Annotated in this window: 4 protein-coding genes; 3 read left to right on the forward strand and 1 reads right to left on the reverse strand. The window is 72.2% G+C overall.

Annotated elements, in window-relative coordinates; translation table 11 throughout:
• The first annotated feature begins 164 nt into the window (after window positions 1-164).
• Window positions 165-641 (forward strand): hypothetical protein, encoded by a 477-nt coding sequence (locus tag ACFWUY_RS40740; protein WP_384121872.1) that lies wholly within the window; start codon window positions 165-167, stop codon window positions 639-641.
• Between the two features lie 1,100 nt (window positions 642-1,741).
• Here ACFWUY_RS40740 and ACFWUY_RS40745 read toward each other — a convergent pair.
• A complete protein-coding gene (locus ACFWUY_RS40745; protein WP_384121874.1) occupies window positions 1,742-2,365 on the reverse strand; it encodes a hypothetical protein in 624 nt (207 codons plus the stop codon).
• A 318-nt stretch (window positions 2,366-2,683) separates the two neighbouring features.
• Here ACFWUY_RS40745 and ACFWUY_RS40750 point away from each other — a divergent pair, with 318 nt between their 5' ends.
• A complete protein-coding gene (locus ACFWUY_RS40750; protein WP_384121876.1) occupies window positions 2,684-3,145 on the forward strand; it encodes a hypothetical protein in 462 nt (153 codons plus the stop codon).
• 302 nt (window positions 3,146-3,447) lie between these two features.
• Window positions 3,448-3,615, forward strand: coding sequence for a hypothetical protein (locus ACFWUY_RS40755; RefSeq protein ID WP_384121878.1), 168 nt, complete (start codon window positions 3,448-3,450; stop codon window positions 3,613-3,615).
• The last annotated feature ends 201 nt before the right edge of the window (window positions 3,616-3,816 follow it).

Consider the following 3,816-nt stretch of genomic DNA (forward strand, 5'->3'; position numbering starts at 1 on the left):
GCGGTGATGTCCCTGGACCCGACCGGCACCGGCCGCAAACGCTGGACCACCCGCTGGAAGCGGGCCCTCCAGGCCTTCGACATCGCCTTCGACGGCCGCCTCACCGACAACCGAATCTGACCTCAGCAACCAAACCGGTTACACCGTTTACTGGACAGACCCTCGTGTGGGACCAGCCCCAGGCCCCGCGTGACCCGCGCACCGGATGCCGCTGGGACCGTACCCTCCCCCTGCTCGCCGGCTACTCCCTGGTGCTGCCGGAAGCCGGGAGCGCCCTCGTCCTCAACCCCTACTTCGGCATCCGGGGGCAGTACTCCCGGCGGCTCGCCCCGGGCGAGTACCTGACCTCCGACGGGAGGAGGATGGAGATCATCCACGGGCCCGGCCGACCGGACCGGGCCTTCGACGAAACCGACGGGCCGGTTCGCCCGGACGGCCTGAGCCCCGCTGCGCGCCCCCTCGAGGGCCGTTTCTGGCAGGACGGCCGGCGCCTGCTCCTGCTGGACCGCGAGGACCGCCCGCTCTGGGAGGGCACATCGGACTGCCAGGCCTTCATGCATCAGGGCACGGGCCCTGGTGTCTTCCTCACCTACTGCGACGGCCCCGACCTCGTCTCCCTCAGGCCCGTACACAGGGACTGAGGACTCGCTCAGGCGCCGAGCGGGAGTGGGACGATCCGCATCACCGTCAGCGCCGCGCTTCCCACCTATGACTGAGCCCGTCCAGCGCGCTCCCTGCACGAGCAGCAGCCCGTGCAGGAGGACGCGCCCAGGCGGGATTTGCTCTATGGCCTGAACCGCTGTTCGCCTGCAGGGCGCCCTCCTCCACGACGACCGTCCCGTCCCCGGCCCCGTCTGCGGGTTCGTCCCCGAGGGAGGGGGCCGGGGCGCCGGGGGCGGGCGCCGACCTGGGCCGGATCCCCTGCACCAGCCCCGCGCCGCCTCGAAGGCCCGCGACCAGGCCACCCGCGCACCCCGCCGCCGTCGATCCCCCCACCTCCGGCCGCCAGCCGCACCGCCCCGGACGCGATCCCGGCCGGGCTGGTGAAGAGGCCCGGGAGGCTGCGTCAGCCAGCCACCGCCTCGCTCTCGAAGCGCACCGCGCCGCCGCCGACCCCGCCCACCGGCGTCCCGCCACGCCCGGCGACGGCGACCCCTCCCGGATCCCCGCCGATGCCCAAGCTGCCTTCGCCGACTACCGCGCCCAGGCCCGCGAGACCGCCTCCGCGATCCAGGACGCCGCCATCCGCCGCGCCCGCGCCGAACGCGCCGCCGCATGCCCCTCCCCATCGTCTCCGCCCGCACCCGTCAGCGCCTCGAACGCCTTCTTTCCAATCTTGAGAACGAGCAGGCGATGCCAGAGGACTGAAGGCCGGTGTCACCCCTCCCGCCCCCTGGGCCGGCACGGCGCTGGCCGGCGGTGTCAGACACGTGCGGTTCGGCGTCGGCGGGTCAGGGCCGGGTGCGCAGCAGCTTGGGCACGCGGCTGTTCTGGGTGAGGCCCCGGCCGGTGTCGTATCCCCATCCGGTGTCGTTGCTCATGACGATCCCCTCCTGGCGCGCGGCGCCCAGTTCTGCGCCGATGGGGTGACCGTTGAGCCGAAGCACGGAAGTTGTCACCAGCAGAGCTGATCGAGCTGGGGTACGAGACCGGCCGAAGCCACCTGATGGTCACCAGTGAGGCACGCGGCTTGTCACGGATCCTCGTTCAAGACCGCCGTGGCCGACCAGGAAACGACCTCTCAGTATCCCAAGCCAGCGTAGATGGTGACGTTCTTGCCATTGTCCGTGGCTCCGACGCACAGGTCACGCCGGTCGAGCAGCCAGCCGTTGGTACGGCAGCTCTCCCGCTGGAGGCCCAGTTCGCGGATGATCTCCGGGCGGGACAGGCCGTCCTCACCGGTGACCGTCGCGACGCGCCAGCAGCCGCCGGAACCGCAGCTGACGCCTTCGTCGACCAGGCTGATGCCCGGCGGCAATGAGGGGAGGGCCTTGGACGGCGGGGCCTCCGAACCATCGCTGATCAACAGCGCGTACAGGAAGCCGGCCACGAGAGTGAGGGCGAACTGCATCCCCAGGAAGCCGATCGCTCCGTTGCGCCGGGAGATCCATTGCGGCGAAGGAGAATTCTCGTGCCGTCCTTCCAGTCCCGCTCCGCAGGCTATGAGCAGGGGCGCGAGAGCCGTGAACACGAGATGGGCGTCGGGTCTGGGAGCGTCGAGCCAGCCCTGCTGGACACCGATCAGCAGACTGGCTCCGGCGAGCAGCATGCCACCGACCGCGAATCCGACGGGACGGGTGCGGGCGATCGTCATCCAGACGACGGCGGGCGCGACGGCGAAGAGTATCCCCAGGACGGTCAGCATGTACGGGGGGACGTGCGCCCCCGAGCGCCCGGTTCCACACGGCCGGAGCGGCTTACCACGCGCCCCGGCCATGTCGTCCAGACTCAGGCCCGCGGCCGGGCCCGGACGAAGACCCGCCAAGCTGCCCGTCGGCAGGCCCGCCGACGGGAATGTCCTCGGCGTCGTCGCTGTGGTTGTCGTACACGGTGGTGCTCCTCGGTGAACGCGCGGACCTCATCGGGACCGGGGTCCGCTCTCACCTGCTACAGGTGTCGATTCGGGTGGCCGTGTGACACTCACCGTGATCATTTTTCGGGCACGCCGTCGTCGAGGAGCCCCGTGGAGCTGGTGGAGCGGGCGCTGCCCGCAGTCGAGGAGCACGCCGACCAGGCCGCCGAGAGCGCCTGCCTGCTCGCGGACGCGGTGAACGCCGGCGGCTGGAGCGCGGTGGCCGCCGACGACGCCCTCACCGCGATCGAGACCCTGGCCGAGGCGCTGGGTGGGATCGGCCCCGAGCTCCAGGACGTCCTCGCCGCGGCGACGGCGGCCTCCACCGCCCGGCGCGGGGTCGAGGCGCACCGCCAGGTCGGGTCGCTGTCCCGCGTGGACCCGGTCGTCGCCCGGGTGGTGGAGCGGCAGACTGTCGTGCTGCGGGAGCTGGAGCGCCGTGCGTTCCCCAGGCTTGGCGCCGGCCTGGACGCTGTGTCAGCCCCGGTCGAGCAGGCCGGCGCCCAGCGCTGCCGTTCGGCTGCGGCCACCGAGGCCGCTGGCCGCCGGGAACTTGGTCGTCGGCCGGGATGACCCGCACGCGGTCGTCTACGTCCGCGCGTACACCGACTGGGCCTCGGGCGGCATCGCCCGCTTCGCCTACGAGTACGAGCAGATCGGCCCGGTGTGCACGAAGGCCCTGGCCCGGGCCGGGTACGGGGCGGAGCCGGCGCCGTGGCACGTGTCCGGCTTCGGCTCCGCCCTCCGCTTCCGCCGCCAGGACTGCCGGCACCTGTGCCCCGTCCTGGGAGAAACCGCCCCGGAACCTGGAGGGCTGGGAGCCGTGGTCCTGCGACCGGGAACGCGGTCACACCGAGCCGCACCACAACCTCGAGATGAGCTATCACTGGGCCGATGACACCCGGCCCGAACCCTGCGGTGCCTGGGTCTTCCACGGGCCCGGGCGCTATCCGGGCGGCTGCATCCTCCCGGCCGGCCACCCGTCCACCCAGAGCCACCGTGACATCTCCGACGAGCTCCGCCCCGGCCGCATCCCGCAGTAGGCCCCGTCCATGGATCTGCCGGGCTGTCCGCTCGGGTCACACTCAGCCGGTGTCGCTGCGGCGGCCCGGTCGCATTGCGTAGCCCCAGCCGGCGTCGCCCTGGCAGCCTTAGACCGACCGGCAAATGGTGGGGCCGGGCTGGCCAGGCGGACCCGAACGCAGGGCAGGCACGAGCCTGAGTGATCATGGAGTTCTCTACGC

The sequence above is a fragment of the Streptomyces sp. NPDC058664 genome (genome assembly GCF_042716635.1).
GTDB lineage: Bacteria > Actinomycetota > Actinomycetes > Streptomycetales > Streptomycetaceae > Streptomyces.

What these genes read in the sequence shown, in the direction of transcription:
- ACFWUY_RS40745 (WP_384121874.1), bottom strand. Translation starts at nt 2,365, where the DNA reads ATGCTGACCGTCCTGGGGATACTCTTCGCCGTCGCGCCCGCCGTCGTC.
- ACFWUY_RS40755 (WP_384121878.1), top strand. Translation starts at nt 3,448, where the DNA reads ATGAGCTATCACTGGGCCGATGACACCCGGCCCGAACCCTGCGGTGCC.